Here is a 16,685-nt window from a genome sequence, read left to right as displayed (position 1 = left end):
TATGGCCGTCTTCGGCGGCATCCACGCCGACATCCTTCAATTCCTCCTCGACGCTTGTCCGCTCATCCATGTCGCCGCCGACGATTTCTTTTTTCGCGAGGGCGACAAGGGCGAGTCGATGTTCGTGCTTGAAACGGGCAAGGTCGCGGTCACCAAGGTCTGGCAGGGTGGGGACTATCTGATCGGCACGCTTGCCGAGGGCGACTGTTTCGGCGAGATGTCGGTCATGGACCACTGCCCGCGCAGCGCCTCCGTTCGCGCCACTGAAAATTGCGTCGCAATCGAGATTTCAGCCGCTAACCTGTATCGGGTCTATGCGAAGGATCTGAAGCAGTTCGCGCTCATCCAAATGAACATGGGGCGCGAAGTCTGCCGCCGGCTCCGCGACGCCGACAGCCGGCTGTTCGGCGCGAAGCGCTTGATACCGGACGCCGCCTTTGAACACGTGTTTTTGGCCAACTGAGATGGCCGCCTGCGGCGCTCATCCCGATTTTGTACCTATTGGACCCGAACGCATTCCGGGTTAATCAGCCCAAAGATCGTCTTGTCGAGGGCAGTTTCATATGAGCGACCCTGCCGAGCGCACGCATTGGATGCCCGACCGATCCATCGAGCGCCTCGCCGCTCGTCTGCTCTATGCACTTCGGACACACGACGCCCCCGCCTGCGCCGCGCTCTTCACCGAGGATTGTCCTCTGCTCTCGCCCTACGGTCCGGCGGCTGTCGGACGCGAGGCGGTCTGCGCCACCCATCAGGCGTGGTTCGAGGAAGGCGAGACCAACAAGCGTCTGCGTTTGCTCGACGCCGGTGCCGACGGCGAAGTCGGCTACTGTCTTCTGGCGTATTCCGGCGATTACCCGAAGGCCGACGGCTCACGCACGACCGAGAGCGGCAAGTCGCTGAACGTGCTCGAACGGCAGACGGACGGCGAATGGAAGATCAGGATATCGAGCTTGAATAGCGATAGCCCGCACCTCGCCTGATCTCAAAAACCGGTGCCCTACGAGGAGGCCGAAAATGAAAGCCAAAGCCACGCCGGTCAGCGGCGGATGCCTGTGCGGTCGGATCCGCTACGAAGCCGAGGCCTTCCTAGATCGCGGCTACGCGTGCCACTGCTCGATTTGTCAGAAAAGCACCGGCCAGCCTGCCGAGATCACCGTTCTCATCAAGGCGGGTACACTTAGATATTTAAATGACGTGCCGAAATATTATGTCTCGTCTTCGGTCGGCAAACGCGGATTTTGCAGCGAATGCGGATCGAGGATCGTGTGGCAAGCCTCCGATCCTCGCGATGACTGGATGACGAACCTGTGCGTCGGCAGCCTCGACAGGCCGTCCGAAGCAAAAATCGCTTGTCACATGTACGCCGACACGCAACTCCCTTGGTACAAGCTGTGCGAGGATCTGCCGAAATTCTGCGAGCAGGACTTCGACGCGATGATGGAATTCATCCGAGTGGATCAATGATCGCCGCCGTTGCGCGCCGGAGCGCTGCAGTAATCGAAGCCGCAACGCTGCAGCGCTACTTATTTCCACACGAATTGATATTTGGCGCCGACTCCGAACGTGAACTGATCGGGCGATCCATCGTCGCGCACCAGCGGCGAGTCGGCTGCGCTCGCAACCAGCCGCTCATATTCGAACGACGCCATCGTCGTCAGCTGGTCGTTCCACTTGTACTCGGCGTAAATCCCTGCGCCCGTCGAGCGAACGCCGGCAGACGCTTCATATTTCGAAAGGTGCAGGCTCTCCGCCTCGTGCGCGTTCAGTCCGTAGTAGGCGTTCATGTAGTCGCTGTCGGCGATTGAAAGCCGAGGGCCCGCCGCCAACGTCCATTGCGGCGTCGCGTGCCAGACGAAATCGGAGCTGAGATCGAACACCCAGCCTTCCGCGCCGTAGACGGCATTTCGCGCTTCGAGCCGCGTCCGCCACCAGTCTGTCGGCCAGTACTCGACGAACGCCCCGAGTTCGAGCGAAAGGTCGATCCCGGTGTTGCCGATCTCTTTCAGACCGCGATCTTCGGAATTGCCGAAGTCCCACCGGATCGTGCCAACGGGTCCTGCCCGGAAGTTCTCGGTCTCGAACAGCTCGTAATCGATGCCGTCCTTGGGTAGGCTGAGCCATTCCCGCGAACCCGCATGGCGGATATCTATGATCGGAGTACCGCCGAAATCGTAATGGCTCGAACCCGAGAATTCGGGCGAAACGACACCCCACCCGCCGAGCGTCACGATCCAGTCGGACGAAGCCGTCGCGATGGCGGGATTGGTGATCGAATTGGCGTAAGGGTCCTGGGCGAAAGACGCTCGCGGGCCGGCGCACAGCGCCGCAAGCACCAAAAGCGCGGCGCACGCCCAACCGCGCAACTGCCGAAACAGGCCAGACATGCCCCAACTATGGGCCATCAAAATACTCCAACAGCGCCCATCGGGATATGATCTACGCGCCCTATTGGCGAAAGGAAAGCGCCATAAACTCGTAAAAAATATGTTGTGGCGGTTCCGGAATATCAGGCGATGACACAGCTCAATATGGATGCGCATCGGGCCGACATTTCCGTCCGTTGGGAGAGGGAATGGATAACATCACCTTGCGGCGACCTAACGCCAAAGGCCCTGTCCCTGTTCCGCACAAAGGAATGCCACCGAGCACCTCGATAGCCCGCTCGAGGGCCGCGATTGGCAGGCCCGGCGTTTTCTGCTTAGAAGCTCTCCCGCCGCCCACGCATCCGGAGAGATTTGTAAATGAAACTTGTTCGCTTTGGCGCCCCCGGTGCCGAAAGACCCGGCATCCTCGATAGCAAAGGCGAAATCCGCAATCTTTCCGAGATCATCCCCGACTTTTCGGGCTCGTACCTTTCCCCCGAGTCGCTCGCCGGAATTGCCAAACTCGATCTCGACAACCTGCCAAAGGCGCCGCACGGCGTGCGTCTCGGCCCGCCGGTCGCCGACACCCACAATTTCATCGCCATCGGCCTGAACTTCGTCGATCACGCTAAGGAAACGGGCCAGGAGATCCCGGCCGAGCCGATCCTGTTCAACAAGGCGACGACCTCGATCTGCGGTCCCGACGACGACGTGATGATCCCGCGCAATTCCCGCCACCTCGATTGGGAAGTCGAAATCGCGTTCGTCATCGGCAGTCGCGCGCGCTATGTCGAAGCCAAGGACTGGGCGAAGTACGTCGCCGGCTTCTGCATTTGCAACGACGTATCCGAGCGCCGCTTCCAGTCGAAGCGCGGCGGCCAATGGGTGAAGGGAAAATCAGCCGAGACCTTTGGGCCGATCGGGCCGTGGCTCGTCACACCCGATGAAATTGCCGACGTCGAAAATCTGTCGATGTCGCTCGACGTCAATGGCGAGCGCAAGCAGACCGGCTCGACCTCGACGATGATCTTCAAAATCCCCGAGCTTCTCGCCTACGTCACCGAATTCATGGTGCTCGAGCCCGGCGACATCATCACGACCGGAACGCCGCCGGGCGTCGGCACGGCACGCAACCCGAAGGAATTCCTGAAGGCCGGCGACATCATGGAACTGAAAATCGAAGGCCTCGGCACGCAGCGCCAGAAGGTCGTCGAGTTCAAACTTTGAGTAACGGCGAATATTTTAACTCATCGTCATGGCCGCGGCGGCGGCCATCCACGACAAACCTGATCAAACCTCGTCGTCGTCGGGTGAACCGTCGCGATGGTCGAATGGCTTGTTGAAGAAATTGCGCGATCCCGTCCGGATCGCCAGCCGCTGCCGGATCTCATCCCACGACCGTGGATTGTCGAGGTCGAGCCGTCCGAGCGCTTCCTGCACGGATTTCAGCTGGTCTTTGAGATCCTGTTCGCCATGCGCGAGCCCATCGTCAGGCTGCGCAGCCGCCTCGAGTTCATCGATCAGATGTGCCACCAATCCCATTTCCGGGAACAGCATGTAAAGCAGAAGATCGTCGCGCAACCGCCCGTCTATACCATCGAGCAGCGACTGCTTGCGCTCATCGCCGCCATTCTCGCTCCTGAGCCGCGAATAGACTTCACTCAAAATGCGATCTTGCTCGTTCTGAAACTCTCTAAGCAGCAGCCCGAGACTCTCGTTCTTCTTGCTGTGCGAGTTGAGCGCCTTCCACGCTTCGAGAATGGCCTCACGCGACTGCGGCAAGCTCAACCGTTTGTCGACAACGTCGGAGCGCAAGTGGATCGCTTTCAGCAATTCATCGCGATAATGGGCCGACAGCCGCAGCCGCTCATCAAGCGATAACGGCTGCACGCCGGGAAGCGCTGGCGGGTCGCGCCGGCGCTCGATTTCCGGCACGCTGCCTTTGTTCAACGGCAGCTCCGGCTGCACTTCGCGCAACGCTCCGGCTTCAATCGCAGGAAGCTGCTGCACGCCCTCGAAACGCGCGCGATCGCGCATGTAGGCATGGCTTTCCGGCGCCGTCGCGCGGATCGTAAGCAGAGTTTCGTACAGCGCCGGCCGGATGTAATAGCGGTCGTCGATCTTGACGTCGGGCGCAACCGCCTTCACGGCCGCCCCGGCGTTCATGACGCGGCGGACGACACGCGCCTCATATTCCGGATAGAGCTGCACTTTGCTGTTATTCGCGTCGATTTCCGAAAGCGTCACCATCGATGTGAAGCCCTCGGTCTCGCGGATCGGCTCGAGCGTATTGAGCACGATTTCCGAATGCTCGCGCGGGTGCGGTGCCAGCGCCGCCGATACGAGCTGTTCGAGCCGCGCCCTGTCTTTCGCCGTCGCGTCCGTTTTGAACTGCTTGTCGCAAATCGACGATAAATACTCGCGCAACTCGCTGCGCACCCGGTAGCGCTCCGGATTGTGGCTCACCGTCTCGACCGCGCCGATGTCGGCTCCGGCCGTCAGCACCATGCGCACGCGATCGGCCTGCGACCGTTCCATCGCGCTCAAATCGGCGAGCGCCGAAAACCCGTCCTGGTTGGTGATAGGTCGCAGCGACGTCAGCGTCAGCCACGCGGTTTCGTAGGGATGGGCGCCAAGCGCGGCGTTGATCGTCGCTTCGAGCTGCGAGCCCGAGCGCGACCGATAGCTTGGAATATCCGACAACGGCGAGCGTACGGCATTGGCGCCGAACAGACCCGACATGAAGATCAGGCCGTCGAGGCCGATGGCAATCGCCAGCGCAAGGTAAGCAAGTCTGTTGCCGTCCTGGAACGCATTGAGCGTCACGACGAAGCGATGGGCCTTGTCGTCGCGCGAAAGCTCGATCCGGTTGATCTCGGTCCTGAGTGCATCAGTGTCGTTGCTCGGCAGCGCGCTGTCGGACAGGCAGCGGCGGGCAAATGCAAACAGATCATCGGTCGATTTGTTGGCGTTGAGCTTGTCGCCGCCGACGCACGTGCTTTCGAACACCTTGGTTCCGGCCTGCAGTGCGAACAGCGTCGAGGCGGCATCCGCTGTCGTCTTCGGATCGCAATCGACCCCGGAGACGAGCGATTTGGTTTCCGGCGTCGCCTGCATGGCGGTGACAATGTCACTGCACATGCGCTGCACGTTATTCAAATGCTCGATCGTCGGATCGGCTCGGAATTCGGAGCGCGTGCGTTCGAACAGCGGCAGGATGCGCGACGGGTCGATCTTCGGCCCGGCGTCCGTCTGCACGGTGTCCTCGGCGAGCTTGATGCGCTGCTGCGCCGTGTCGGCTTCGCCCTTGTACTTTGCGAGGTCGCCGTCGAGGGTAGCGAGCTCCGTATCGATGGCCGCGAGTCGCGACTCGACCGCCGTCAGCCGCTTCTGCGCGTCGTTCATGCGAACTTGCGCGATCTGGGCAGCCGCCTGCAGCGTTGCGAGTTCACCCATGCGCTGCCGGTAGAGCGGACCCCGGCCTGCCTTGCCGCTGCCTTCGACGCCCTTGTCCTCGGCCATCGCTTCGACGCGCTTGGCGTCGACATCTTTGAGCTTCTGGTCGTAGTCGGCTTTCTTCGTCGCATAATCGGCGGCAAGCTCCGGCCTTTGCGCCGCGAGCCTCGCCTTTTCGTCCGTCAGCGAAGATTTGCGGCCCGCCAAGCCCGCCTGTCCGGCCTGCGCCGAAGCCATGCGTTCCTGCTGCTCCTGCACCGCTTGCCGGCGCTCTTCAATTTGATCGTTGACGTACTTTTCGATTACGCTCTGCGATTGCGCCGCCGACTCCGCGAGCTTCTCGAGCTGGCCGTCATAGGCTTTGAACGCATCCGTCGTGAACAGCGCCTCTGCGAGGCTTGCGCGTCGCGCGGAAATTGACTGTTCGATATCGGTGATGATGCCGGACACCTGGTTCTGCGCCCGTAGCTCCGCGGCGCGAACGCGCTCCGACTGCGGGAAGATCGCGGTAAAGAAGCTGTCGAACGAGAAGAAAACGCTCGTTGCCATGCAGGCCAGAAACATCAGCCACAGCATCGAATTGCGGATGATGATCCGGACCACTTGGATATAGGGCCGCACGATGTCGCTTGCCGCATAAAGGGCGAACAGCGCGACGAGCAGCAGGCCGCCGCCGAACATCAGGAACTTGTTGCCCGCCGACGACCAGTCGATATCCGAAATCCCGCTCAGCGGTTTCGCGCTGTCGCCGGACCATTGCAGAAACCACATGAAACCTGTGAAAAACAGCAAGAGCCCGATGAAGGTGCCGATCCACGGCTGCGCGCCCGCCGATACCAGCGTCGACTGCCCGGGCCGCGATTGCCGGTTCATCCCCGTCGCGAAGCTCTCGCCGATCAGCCACGCAACGATCAGCATGATGCCTTGGATGCCGAACGTCACCATGCCGGAGAGCAGCGGCTCGCCGGTGAAATTATACATGCCTTCCCAGGTTCGCCATCCGGCGGCCGCCGACAAAACGATGCCGGTCGTGCCGAGCAAGGCCAGGCGCCAATTGGAAAAAATCGTTTCTTCGATGGCGGCTCTGAGGCGCCGTGCCACTCGGGAGCGCAGGAGCAGGGTGAGGGCGCACACCACGAAAACGGCAATGCCGATAGGCCGGGCATTCTCCACCAGCCTGTCGATCAGAAACTTGACGTCCATTCTGAACTCGTTCCCAGCCAAGGCGCCCGTCAACTCGCGCGCGCGTTAGTTAACAAATTGCGCGGACCAATCGGCCGATTGGCGGCAAGATTGCGGCCAAATGTGCTCACCGGATGAACTTCTTTTGAGAATTTCGCCCATTCCGCCAGACACCGACACATCTTACCGTGCCTCCACCGTGCGGGGATAAAATAACCGGCGGCCCTTGAACCGATTGGCCCGCAATCCCGACATGTTATATCGTCCGGGTCGGCCGAAGTTCCAAGGAGCGTCGCGAAAAACACCGAGGCCGGACCGTTTAGGGGATTGTCATGGTAGCGAACGCAGCCGACGAGCAGAGAGCCAGGGACCGCCTGAAGACCTCGCTCGAACAGGCAACGGCGATTTTCGCGGAAAAGAACATCCGCTTCACCGATCTCCGCCGCAAGGTTTTCGAGGAGATCGCCTCGACGCACGCCAGCGTCGGTGCCTACGAGGTTTTGGATCGTCTGGCCAAGAAGGGAACGCGCCTCGCTCCGATCTCGGTCTATCGCGCCCTCGATGCCCTGCTCGAAGCCGGCGTCGTCCATCGCCTCGAAAGCAAGAACGCCTATTTCGCCTGCCGGCGCATGGACAAGCCGCGCACCGGCCGGCCCCCGATTTTCTTGAGCTGCGAAAAGTGCGGCGCCGTGCAGGAAGTGGACGGCGACGAGATTTTCCGCGCCATCGATACGGCCGCGACCGGCGCCGAATTCGAAACGCGCGTTCGGTTCGTCGAAGTGTCGGGCACATGCCACGACTGCGCCGCCGCACGCCGCAACGCCTGAGACGGAGAAAGCTTTTTTGTCAGCCTTGGACGCACGAGGGGCGCAACCGCCGGAACACGCCGCGCCCTGCAGCTGCGGTCATCATCATGAGCACGGCGTCGCCGGCTTTGATGATCGCGAGGCATCCGGCGCGCTGATCTCGGCACGCGGCCTTTCGATGATGCGTGGCGATCGCGAGGTGCTTTCGAACGTCGATCTCGATGTCCGGCCCGGCGAGATCGTCACCCTCATCGGCCCAAACGGCGCCGGCAAGACCACGCTCGTCCGCCTGCTGCTCGGCATCGAGAAGCCGACGCATGGGCGGGTGACTAAGCCCGCTACCACCCGCGTCGGATACGTGCCGCAGCGCTTCGACGTCGACTCCGCCATTCCGATGACGGTCGCATCCTTCCTCGCGCTGGGAGCCGACGCGATGCCGAAGGCGATCAAGGAAGCTTTGCAGGAAGCCGGCGCCGCGAAAACTTTCAACCAGCAGCTTGCGAAGCTGTCGGGCGGCGAAACACAGCGCGTCCTGATCGCTCGTGCGCTGCTCCGCCGTCCAAATCTTCTCATCCTCGATGAACCCGCAAGCGGCGTCGATTTCTCCGGCGAAGCCGACCTCTACGATCTGATCGGCCGCTTGCGCGACAACCACAATCTCGGCGTCCTGCTGATTTCGCACGATCTCCATGTCGTCATGGCACGGAGCAACCGCGTCATCTGCCTCAACGGCCACGTCTGCTGTTCGGGCAAACCCGAGGATGTTTCGCAGCACGCATCCTATGCCCGTATCTTCGGCCCGCACGCCGCGACCGCGCTCGGCGTCTATCGTCATCACCACGACCATGAGCACGATCTAACGGGTGAAACGAAGCCGCTCGCAGAGCCGCCCGCTCCGGCGCGAGGACGCTGAGTGTTCTCCTGGCCTGATCCTTTTATCTGGCGAGCATTCTTCGCGGCGGTCGGCCTTGCGGTCATCGCCGCCCCGCTCGGCTGCATCGTCGTCTGGCGCCGCATGTCGTATGTCGGCGAAACGCTGTCGCAGGCCGGATTGCTCGGCGTTGCTCTGGGCCTTGCAGCCAACGTCAGCCTGACGCTCGCCGTTATTCTTGCCGCGATCGCGGCCGCCGGCCTTCTGACTTTGTTGGGGCGCCAGAAAATGGTGCCGCTCGATTCCGCGCTCGGACTGATGCACCACGCCACCCTTGCGCTCGGCATCGCGGCGATCTCGTTGGTGAAGGGCCCCGGCATCGATCTGATGAGCTATCTCTTCGGCGACGTGTTTGCCGTCACATCGAGTGATCTCGTCTGGATTTATGTGGGCGGCGCCGTCGTCATGGCGCTGACGCTCTACCTCTGGAAGCCGCTCGTCCGCCTGTCGCTGCATGAAGATCTCGCAACCGCCGAAGGCGTCAATCCGCGCCTTCCCCGCGCCGCCTTCGACCTTCTGCTGGCGGTCGTGATCGCGGTTGCCATGAAAATCGTCGGCGTCCTGCTCGTCATGGCTTTTCTTGTCGTCCCGGCCGTTGCCGCCCGGCCACTATCCACAACCCCCGGCCGGATGGCCGTGCTGGCCGCAGGAATAGCAATTCTGGGCGTAATTCTGGGCCTTTGGCTGTCCCTGTCGAGCGACGTGCCGGGCGGCCCCTCGATCGTCATCGCCCTGTGCACAATCGCGGCCATATCGCTTCTGGCGGCAGGCGCCAGAGGACGCTAGAACTCGGGGCCATAGGGATCGGAAAGGCCATTACGATGTTGCATGGCGACAGCGTCACGATGAAACCCCGGCATACCACTATCGCGGTCAGCGTCGGTGGCGTGCAGGTCGGTGGCGGCGCCCCGGTCGTCGTCCAGTCGATGACCAACACCGACACCGCCGACGTCGCGTCCACAGTGAAGCAGGTCGCCGATCTCGCCCGCGCCGGTTCCGAACTTGTCCGCATCACCGTCGATCGCGATGAAGCCGCCAAGGCCGTGCCGCACATTCGCGATCAGTTGCGCAAGCGCGGCGTCACCGTTCCGTTGGTCGGCGACTTTCACTACATCGGCCACAAGCTGCTCGGCGAAAATCCCGATTGCGCCGAAGCGCTCGACAAGTATCGCATCAATCCCGGCAACGTCGGCTTCAAGGACAAGAAGGACAAGCAGTTCGGCGCCATCATCGACATGGCAATGAAACACGGCAAGCCAGTCCGCATCGGCGTCAACTGGGGCTCGCTCGACGGCGAACTGCTCACCCATCTGATGGATGAGAACGCCAAAGCCGCCGAGCCGATGTCGGCCCGCAGCGTCATGCACGAAGCGATGGTGCAGTCGGCGCTGATGTCGGCGCAGCGCGCGGAAGAAATGGGTCTCGGCGCCAACAAGATCATCGTTTCCGGCAAGGTGTCATCCATCCAGGATCTTCTCGCCGTTTACGCCATGCTCGCCGACCGCAGCCGCTACGCACTGCACTTGGGCCTTACCGAAGCCGGCATGGGCTCGAAGGGTATCGTTGCTTCGTCCGCTGCGCTGGGCATTCTTTTGCAGCAGGGAATCGGCGACACCATTCGTTATTCGCTCACCCCCGAGCCGGGCGGCGACCGTACGCAGGAAGTCCGCGCCGCGCAGGAATTGTTGCAGACGATGGGTTTGCGCTCGTTCGTGCCCGTCGTCGCCGCCTGCCCCGGTTGCGGCCGCACGACCTCGACCGTGTTCCAGGAATTGGCGCGCGACATCCAGGATATGATCCGCGATCGCATGCCCGATTGGAAGACGCAGTATCCCGGCGTCGAAACCCTGAATTTCGCCGTCATGGGCTGCATCGTGAACGGTCCCGGCGAGAGCAAGCACGCCGACGTCGGCATCTCGCTGCCGGGCACCGGAGAATCTCCGGCCGCTCCCGTCTTCATCGACGGCAAGAAGGCGATGACGCTGCGTGGCCCCAACATCGCCGGTGAATTCAAGACGATCGTTGAGGATTATATCGCCCGTCGCTTCGGCGCAGGTGCGGTTGCGGGCGGCGAAGCGGCAGAATAGTCGTCGCCCGGTTAAGCAAAAGTTCGATATTTTTTAAGGTTTTCAGGAAAGATCGTCCTCGGGACGCAGCGTTTGCGACGTTCGAACGCTCGCATTGCGGTCGATCAATGATGTATCGAGGCGGCTGACTACGACCGCTTCTGACGGACCCCGACCCGCGCGGCAAGCGTTGCCGATGCGGTGCATGGATGACCGCCACAGGGATTTTTCTGAGCATGAGCGAAGGCATAAGCACGCTTGAACGCCACATCGTCATCGGCGCAGGTCCGGTGGGTTTGGCGATGGCGGCGGCGTTGAAGCACCGCGGCATTCCCTTCGACCTTGTTGATGCCGCGTCCGGCGTCGGCGGCAACTGGCTGCACGGCGTCTATCGCACCGCGCATATCGTGTCTTCGAAGAAGGCGACCGAATACACTGACTATCCGATGCCGGAAGATTATCCGGATTTTCCGTCCGCCGATCAGATGCTCGCGTACCTGACGAATTTCGCCAACGATCGCGGACTTGTCGCCAACGCCGAATTCAACAAAAAGGTCGTGCGGGCGGAACCCGATGGCGCCGGTCATTGGAAAGTGAAATTCGAAGACGGCGAGGAACGCACCTACAAAGGCGTCATCGTCTGCAACGGCCATCACTGGGATAAGAACTATCCGACCTTTCGTGGCACCTTCACAGGCGAGATGCTGCATTCGAAAGACTACGTCGGGCCGCAGCAGGTCGAGGGCAAGCGCGTGCTTGTCATCGGCGGCGGCAACTCCGGCGTCGACATGGCCGTCGATGCCGGGCGCTTCGGCAAGCTCTGCGATATCAGCCTGCAATCGGGTTATTGGTATCTGCCGAAAACATTCCTTGGCCGTCCGCTGACCGACCTTCCGATCTGGGGACTGCCGATCTTTCTGCAGCGCGCGATCTTGAAATCCATCGTCGCGATCAGCATCGGCGACTATCGTCGTTACGGACTGCAGCGCCCGAAGCACAAAATTTTCGAGCGCCATCCCGCGTTCGGAACCGATCTTTTGAATGCCATCCGTCTAGGTCGAGTGAAACCGCGCCCGGGCATCGATCACGTCGACGGCAACACCGTTACGTTCGTCGATGGCACGAATGAAACCTACGACATGATCGTCGCCGCAACGGGATTTAAGACGAGCTTTCCTTTCCTTCCCGACGGTCTGGTCGAGGTGAAAGACAACGTCGTGCAAGTGTACGGCGGCGCATTTCCGCCAGGCGTTCGCGGTCTTTATCTCGTCGGTTGGGCGCAGGCGCGGAATGGCTTCGGTCGTCTGATCACGCCGCTCTCCGATCTCTATGCTCGCATGATCGCTCTTCAGGACGAGCTCGAGCTTCCGCTTGGAACACTCATGGAGAGTTCATTCACGCAGAAACTGCCGACGACCCATTTGGTCGATCCGGAGAAATCTCGCCGCGAGATTAGGCTCGCTCACTGGATATTACCGCTTCTTAAATTTCGTGATCGCCGCATGGCGCGCAAACAGGTTTTCCAACAGACAAAAAGCAATTCGGACGAAAGAGGGGTGGCAACCCGCATCTGATTGCGCTTAATCAACCCGTCGTTAGCAAGAGCCCGCTATGAGGGCATTTCGGGAATGTTCAGCTAAGCGCTGATACCCATTCGAATTGGAAGACTAGGCAGTGTGCGACTGCTTGTGAGTGCATACCAGCGTATCGAATAGTGCATCGAAACTGCCCCATTGGAACCCCATCTGGGTTGTTGGCGTTAGTGGCACGATTAGGTCGTTGGCCTAGACAGACGGGGTTCAGATTATGAAATCGCAATTCTCAAAAGCCCTTGCGTTGGGCGTAACGATGCTCGTGTCGACTGCAGGCGCGAGCGCATTCGCGGCCGATCTCGGGCCGTATCAGCCCTATACTCCACCGCCAGCTCCGGAAGCCGAGTATGTCGCGCCGTCAATTTGGGAAGGCGCCTACATCGGCATCAACGGCGGCTATGGCTGGTCCAACTCGACCTTCACCGAGCCCGAAGGCGGCTTCGGCGGCGGTCAGCTCGGCTACAACTGGCAGCGCGGCAATTTCGTCTTCGGCTTTGAAGGCGACATTCAGGCGGCCGACATCAGCGGCCGCGCCTACAACCCGTTCGATGACGCAACCGCGCATTCGAATGTGAATTGGTTCTCGACCGTTCGCGGCCGTCTCGGCTTCGCCAGCGGGCCGCTTCTGGTCTACGGAACGGCAGGTCTCGCGGTGGCGGACTTCGACACCGACGTCAATTTCTCCGGCCTCGCCAACTTCCGCGACAACGATACCAAAGCCGGTTACGCAGCTGGTGGCGGTGTCGAGTGGGCGTTCGCACCGAACTGGAGCATGAAGGCCGAATATCTCTATCTCGGCTTCGGCGATGAGCGGTTGTCCAGCGGCTATCGCATCAACGACGACTTCCAGACCGTTCGCGTCGGTCTGAACTACAAGTTCCACTGAATCTAAGCAGCGCAGCCGTTGTGTATCAGCTGTCGCGGCGGCCCATCAGCCGCGCAGCACCGATGAGCGGCTCCGCTTTATTTCCGAACACGTTGAGGGCTGCGATAGCTGCTTCGATCGAACGATCGAGGTGGCTACGCGCCTCTTTGATTCCGAGCATGCCGATCAGCGTAGCTTTACCGGCCGCTGCGTCCTTGCCCGTCGCCTTGCCGGTATCCGCACTCGATCCCTCTGCATCGAGCAGATCATCGCTGATCTGGAATGCGGCGCCCAAGTGCTCGCCGTAGGTTTTGAGCGCCGCGCGTTCTTCCGGCCTCGCCCGGCCGACGATCGCTCCCATCTCGCATGCCGCCGTGATCAGCGCGCCCGTCTTCATCGCCTGCAGCCGCATGATGCTTTGGACGCTCGGCTCGGGTTGATCGGCAAGCTTGCCCGCTTCGAGATCTAGCTGCTGCCCGCCGACCATGCCGAGTGCACCGGAAGCGACCGCGAGAACGTGCACGAGATCGGCCCGGATGCCGGCATCGCTGTTGCTGTCTGGCGCCGCGACCAGCTCGAATGCGAACGCTTGCAGCGCGTCGCCGACCAGGATCGCGGTCCAATCGTCATAGGCCTTCCATACGGTCGGGCGACCGCGCCGAAGCTCGTCGTTATCCATCGCCGGCAGGTCGTCATGCACTAGTGAGTAGCAATGAATGCATTCGATCGCGCCGGCCGCCGGCAATGCCGCTTGTTCAGAGACGCCGAACAGGGCCGCGCTGTGGAAGACGAGAAACGGCCGGAAGCGCTTGCCGCCACCAAGGACGGCGTGACGGATGGCATCTGCGAGGCGAGGCGGTGTGCCGGCGCCCTCCTGTTTGCCGAGGGCAGCGGCTAAATAGGCTTCGACGACTGTTGCCGCGTTGCCAAGCTGGACAAGAAACTGTGACACTGCCTTATGCTCTCCCCCGAAGAACGAACATCCGCTCAAACATGGCCATGGTTGGGCGGTATCGGCGACGCCGTTATCACAACGGGATCGATTGAAGCAAAGCATGGATCGGCGGGACGACACATCTGGCTTATCTGCCGCGCCGTCCGCGACCCTGCCGGATGAGATGCAAGCCTTTAAAATTGCAGGCGCGGAGGGACTGGGCGGTTTGCCGCCCCGCCCGCTGCCGGCGCGCGCCTTTCATCAGCCTCACGGGTTCCTCCCCGATTCAACGCCCCTTTCAGACCCCGCACCTGAAGTACAGGGCGAGGGCGAACCGCTCTCTCCCGATGCAGCGTTTTCTGCGCTCGAAGCCGAAGCCTCCGCGCGCTCGCTGTCGGCGGTCGAAAGCGCGGCAGCCACAGCGCTTCGCGAGATACAGCCGCACAAGCCCATCGAGATTTCCGAACTGGCGCTGCCTTTGCCGCGACCGTTTGAAAAGCCCGATCTCGGCCACACCATTCCCGGGCGAATGTTCGAGCCGCGCTTTGAAACGCCGGCCGCGCAACCGGCCTTCGATAGCCTTCAAATTGATCCAGAGATGCGCCCCGATGCGCCGCCGCTCGCCGCTCCGCCGAAACCCGTGCGCGACTATAGGGCGATCCTCAAGCGCTGCCTGAAGGTCTTGGCCTGGGTCGCGATTGGCTGGCTTGCGCTCGTCCTGTCGCTGATCGTGCTCTACCGCTTCGTCAATCCGCCCGCGTCGATGCTGATGCTGCAGAATTGGCTGTCCGGTCAGAAGGTCGCCCATACCTGGGTGCCATTCGGTGAGATTTCACCGAATGTCGTCCGCGCCGTGGTGCTGAGCGAGGACGGCCGCTTCTGCGAGCATTTTGGCGTCGATCTTGAAGCCATCGAGGAGGCGATCGAGAATACCGACGGCCGGTCGCGCGGTGGCAGCACCATCTCGATGCAGGTGGTGAAAAACCTCTTCCTCTGGCCGTCCAAGAGCTACATCCGCAAGGCGATCGAGCTGCCGCTGACCTACCTGATGGAACTCGTCTGGTCCAAGCGCCGGATCATGGAGGTCTACCTCAACATCGCAGAATGGGGTCCCGGGATCTTCGGCATCGGTGCGGCCGCGCAGTACCATTTCCAAAAAACGGCCCGCGGCCTGTCGGTCCGCGACGCGGCGCGGCTAGCGGTATCGCTCCCCAACCCATTGGCGCGAAACGCCGGCCGCCCCGGTCCCGGATTGCAGCGCCTTGCCAATGCAATTCAGGTCCGCATGCGTCTTGCGCCGTCCAGCCAATTCGCCTGCGTGCTGCCGAAACGGCTATTCTGACCGGGATTTGCTGGGGACTGGCTTTTCTCGTCTAACTTGCGTATAAGCCCCGCCCGAGGTACCGAGCGCCGAGATCAGGCCGCCGGTTCATCCAGCAATATCGACGTCCGGCACTCCCGCCGCATGTTCGGCGGCCCGCCCACATTTCCGGGCAGGCGTGTCACATTTGGAGCAACACTGATGGCAGTTCCGCGCAAAAAAATGTCCCCGATGAAGCGGGGCCAACGGCGTTCCCACGATGCCCTCAAGGCCCCGGCCTACGTGGAAGATAAGGACAGCGGCGAGCGTCGCCGCCCGCACCACATCGACCTCAAGTCGGGCAAATACCGCGGCCGCCAGATCCTGCCGCCGGCCGCAGACGAGTAAGTCGACCCGAACGGCCCAGCCATCCCTGTAGCGCCGGAACTATGGTCTCCGGCGAACGTTGCCTTGCGTCGGCCACCGTCGCTTGGCAAACGGGTTGGAGCGTGCCAATAAACCCGGACCGCACCGGATCGGGGTGAGCTGCCTCGTCGGTCCGCCGAACAGGGGTGGTCGAAATGTCAGGAGAGATTCATGTCCGTTAGAGCCCTTCCGCTCTTGGTCCTCGCCTTCATTCTTTACAACGCCGTCGTCTTTTCGATGGGCCTCGACGTAATCAACAAGCCCGAGGAACACTACATCTTCCAGATCCGGATGATGAGCGGTGGCGTGTGGGGCTTCGGATGGGGCGACTTCATTTTGTTGGTCACCTTCATTCTGCTCTTCATCGAAATCGTCAAATCGACATTCACGACGACCTCGACCTTGATTGACCATGCCCTGTCGATGATCGTTTTCATCGCCGTCGGCGCAGAATTCCTGCTCGTCCCGCAGGCCGCGACGTCGGTGTTCTTCTTGATCCTGGTCGCATGCTTGATCGACGTCATCGGCGGCTACACGATCGGCATTCGCGTTGCCCGTCGTGACCTCAACATCGGTGCCGATCACTAAGCCTCGCGCTAAAGAATTCGACCGCAGCCGGACGAGTGTGTCACACTCGTCCGGCTGCGGTCGTTCGCCTCGCCGCGGCCGAACATTTAGAGCTTGTTAAGCTTACCCAAATACTTTTCCTCGAATTCGGCACCTTCCGCGCTCGCGGCAGTTGGAAGATTGCTTAGAGCCAT

16 protein-coding genes are annotated in these 16,685 nt (G+C 61.4%); 13 read left to right on the top strand and 3 right to left on the bottom strand.

Annotation, left to right across the window (positions count from 1 at the left end; all coding sequences use genetic code 11):
* Window position 1 precedes the first annotated feature (1 nt).
* The 3 genes from QM780_RS12700 to QM780_RS12690 all read left to right on the top strand — a co-directional run bounded on the left by QM780_RS12700 (window position 2) and on the right by QM780_RS12690 (window position 1,467).
* Window positions 2–463 (top strand): Crp/Fnr family transcriptional regulator, encoded by a 462-nt coding sequence (locus QM780_RS12700; RefSeq protein WP_415070823.1) that lies wholly within the window; start codon window positions 2–4, stop codon window positions 461–463.
* A 100-nt stretch (window positions 464–563) separates the two neighbouring features.
* Complete coding sequence (locus QM780_RS12695; RefSeq protein WP_415070822.1) at window positions 564–983, top strand: YybH family protein; 420 nt, start codon at window positions 564–566, stop codon at window positions 981–983.
* A gap of 34 nt (window positions 984–1,017) precedes the next feature.
* Window positions 1,018–1,467, top strand: a complete 450-nt coding sequence (locus tag QM780_RS12690; RefSeq protein ID WP_415070821.1) for a GFA family protein — start codon at window positions 1,018–1,020, stop codon at window positions 1,465–1,467.
* 59 nt (window positions 1,468–1,526) lie between these two features.
* Here QM780_RS12690 and QM780_RS12685 read toward each other — a convergent pair whose 3' ends face one another.
* A complete protein-coding gene (locus QM780_RS12685; RefSeq protein ID WP_415070820.1) occupies window positions 1,527–2,405 on the bottom strand; it encodes a MipA/OmpV family protein in 879 nt (292 codons plus the stop codon).
* A gap of 339 nt (window positions 2,406–2,744) precedes the next feature.
* On the opposite strand from QM780_RS12685, the gene QM780_RS12680 reads away from it, so the two are divergent.
* A complete protein-coding gene (locus QM780_RS12680) occupies window positions 2,745–3,593 on the top strand; it encodes a fumarylacetoacetate hydrolase family protein (RefSeq protein ID WP_415070819.1) in 849 nt (282 codons plus the stop codon).
* Window positions 3,594–3,656: 63 nt separating this feature from the next.
* On the opposite strand, the gene QM780_RS12675 is transcribed toward QM780_RS12680, so the two are convergent.
* On the bottom strand, window positions 3,657–7,025 hold the full coding sequence (locus tag QM780_RS12675) for a hypothetical protein (protein ID WP_415070818.1): 3,369 nt from the start codon (window positions 7,023–7,025) through the stop codon (window positions 3,657–3,659).
* A 311-nt stretch (window positions 7,026–7,336) separates the two neighbouring features.
* Here QM780_RS12675 and QM780_RS12670 point away from each other — a divergent pair, with 311 nt between their 5' ends.
* The 6 genes from QM780_RS12670 to QM780_RS12645 all read left to right on the top strand — a co-directional run bounded on the left by QM780_RS12670 (window position 7,337) and on the right by QM780_RS12645 (window position 13,285).
* A complete protein-coding gene (locus QM780_RS12670) occupies window positions 7,337–7,831 on the top strand; it encodes a Fur family transcriptional regulator (protein ID WP_415070817.1) in 495 nt (164 codons plus the stop codon).
* A gap of 16 nt (window positions 7,832–7,847) precedes the next feature.
* Window positions 7,848–8,723 (top strand): ATP-binding cassette domain-containing protein, encoded by an 876-nt coding sequence (locus QM780_RS12665; RefSeq protein WP_415070816.1) that lies wholly within the window; start codon window positions 7,848–7,850, stop codon window positions 8,721–8,723.
* The gene (locus tag QM780_RS12660) at window positions 8,724–9,527 is read left to right on the top strand and encodes a metal ABC transporter permease (protein WP_415070815.1); all 804 of its coding nucleotides are present in this window, start codon (window positions 8,724–8,726) and stop codon (window positions 9,525–9,527) included.
* Window positions 9,528–9,562: 35 nt separating this feature from the next.
* Entirely contained in the window at window positions 9,563–10,828 is a 1,266-nt protein-coding gene (ispG, locus tag QM780_RS12655; protein WP_415070814.1) for a flavodoxin-dependent (E)-4-hydroxy-3-methylbut-2-enyl-diphosphate synthase, read from the top strand.
* 215 nt (window positions 10,829–11,043) lie between these two features.
* The gene (locus QM780_RS12650; RefSeq protein WP_415070813.1) at window positions 11,044–12,381 is read left to right on the top strand and encodes a flavin-containing monooxygenase; all 1,338 of its coding nucleotides are present in this window, start codon (window positions 11,044–11,046) and stop codon (window positions 12,379–12,381) included.
* A 232-nt stretch (window positions 12,382–12,613) separates the two neighbouring features.
* The gene (locus QM780_RS12645; protein ID WP_415070812.1) at window positions 12,614–13,285 is read left to right on the top strand and encodes an outer membrane protein; all 672 of its coding nucleotides are present in this window, start codon (window positions 12,614–12,616) and stop codon (window positions 13,283–13,285) included.
* Window positions 13,286–13,310: 25 nt separating this feature from the next.
* Here QM780_RS12645 and QM780_RS12640 read toward each other — a convergent pair whose 3' ends face one another.
* Window positions 13,311–14,216, bottom strand: coding sequence for a polyprenyl synthetase family protein (locus QM780_RS12640; protein WP_415070811.1), 906 nt, complete (start codon window positions 14,214–14,216; stop codon window positions 13,311–13,313).
* Between the two features lie 103 nt (window positions 14,217–14,319).
* Between QM780_RS12640 and mtgA the strand changes: the two genes are divergently transcribed.
* From mtgA to QM780_RS12625, 3 genes are all read left to right on the top strand, one after another.
* Complete coding sequence (gene mtgA / locus QM780_RS12635; RefSeq protein ID WP_415070810.1) at window positions 14,320–15,540, top strand: monofunctional biosynthetic peptidoglycan transglycosylase; 1,221 nt, start codon at window positions 14,320–14,322, stop codon at window positions 15,538–15,540.
* Window positions 15,541–15,720: 180 nt separating this feature from the next.
* Window positions 15,721–15,906, top strand: a complete 186-nt coding sequence (gene rpmF / locus QM780_RS12630; protein WP_415070809.1) for a 50S ribosomal protein L32 — start codon at window positions 15,721–15,723, stop codon at window positions 15,904–15,906.
* Window positions 15,907–16,095: 189 nt separating this feature from the next.
* Window positions 16,096–16,512 (top strand): hypothetical protein, encoded by a 417-nt coding sequence (locus QM780_RS12625; protein ID WP_415070808.1) that lies wholly within the window; start codon window positions 16,096–16,098, stop codon window positions 16,510–16,512.
* Window positions 16,513–16,685 lie beyond the last annotated feature (173 nt).

This window comes from Hyphomicrobium sp. (genome assembly GCF_047600905.1).
Classification (GTDB): Bacteria; Pseudomonadota; Alphaproteobacteria; order Rhizobiales; family Hyphomicrobiaceae; genus Hyphomicrobium_B.
The sequence above is the reverse complement of the archived record's forward strand: the minus strand, read 5'-3'. Positions and strand labels throughout refer to the sequence as shown.

Bases quoted from the DNA above. Each gene is read 5' to 3' on its own strand.
- QM780_RS12650 (WP_415070813.1), top strand. From the start codon at position 11,044: ATGAGCGAAGGCATAAGCACGCTTGAACGCCACATCGTCATCGGCGCA.
- QM780_RS12680 (WP_415070819.1), top strand. From the start codon at position 2,745: ATGAAACTTGTTCGCTTTGGCGCCCCCGGTGCCGAAAGACCCGGCATC.
- QM780_RS12645 (WP_415070812.1), top strand. From the start codon at position 12,614: ATGAAATCGCAATTCTCAAAAGCCCTTGCGTTGGGCGTAACGATGCTC.
- QM780_RS12690 (WP_415070821.1), top strand. From the start codon at position 1,018: ATGAAAGCCAAAGCCACGCCGGTCAGCGGCGGATGCCTGTGCGGTCGG.
- QM780_RS12695 (WP_415070822.1), top strand. From the start codon at position 564: ATGAGCGACCCTGCCGAGCGCACGCATTGGATGCCCGACCGATCCATC.
- QM780_RS12670 (WP_415070817.1), top strand. From the start codon at position 7,337: ATGGTAGCGAACGCAGCCGACGAGCAGAGAGCCAGGGACCGCCTGAAG.
- ispG (WP_415070814.1), top strand. From the start codon at position 9,563: ATGTTGCATGGCGACAGCGTCACGATGAAACCCCGGCATACCACTATC.
- rpmF (WP_415070809.1), top strand. From the start codon at position 15,721: ATGGCAGTTCCGCGCAAAAAAATGTCCCCGATGAAGCGGGGCCAACGG.
- QM780_RS12685 (WP_415070820.1), bottom strand. From the start codon at position 2,405: ATGGCCCATAGTTGGGGCATGTCTGGCCTGTTTCGGCAGTTGCGCGGT.
- QM780_RS12700 (WP_415070823.1), top strand. From the start codon at position 2: ATGGCCGTCTTCGGCGGCATCCACGCCGACATCCTTCAATTCCTCCTC.
- QM780_RS12675 (WP_415070818.1), bottom strand. From the start codon at position 7,025: ATGGACGTCAAGTTTCTGATCGACAGGCTGGTGGAGAATGCCCGGCCT.
- mtgA (WP_415070810.1), top strand. From the start codon at position 14,320: ATGGATCGGCGGGACGACACATCTGGCTTATCTGCCGCGCCGTCCGCG.
- QM780_RS12625 (WP_415070808.1), top strand. From the start codon at position 16,096: ATGTCCGTTAGAGCCCTTCCGCTCTTGGTCCTCGCCTTCATTCTTTAC.